The organism is Pelomonas candidula (genome assembly GCF_043555985.1).
Taxonomy (GTDB): Bacteria; Pseudomonadota; Gammaproteobacteria; order Burkholderiales; family Burkholderiaceae_C; genus Pelomonas; species Pelomonas candidula.
Window position 1 is genome coordinate 1 of the sequence record NZ_JBIGIC010000076.1, and the last position, 283, is coordinate 283.

1 protein-coding gene is annotated in these 283 nt (G+C 71.7%); it reads left to right on the forward strand.

The genetic code is table 11. From position 1 onward, the window contains the following. Nucleotide 1 precedes the first annotated feature (1 nt). Nucleotides 2-283, forward strand: a 282-nt coding sequence (gene sugE, locus ACG04R_RS28545; RefSeq protein ID WP_394418229.1) for a quaternary ammonium compound efflux SMR transporter SugE, incomplete at its 3' end; no start/stop codon positions are given.

Sequence of the window (283 nt, forward strand, 5' to 3'; positions counted from 1 at the left end):
CTTGCTGGAGGTGGGCTGGGCCATCGGCCTGAAGTACACCGAGGGCTTCACGCGGCCGTGGCCCACGGTGGGTACGGTGACGGCCATGGTGCTGAGCGTCGGGCTGTTGGGCGTGGCGATGAAGTCGCTGCCCGTGGGCACGGCCTACGCGGTGTGGGTGGGCGTGGGCGCGGTGGGCACGGCGGCGCTGGGCATCGTGTTGTTCGGCGAGCTGGCCAGTGTGGGCCGGCTGGTCAGCCTGGGGCTGATCGTGGCCGGCATCGTGGGGCTGAAGCTGGCGTCC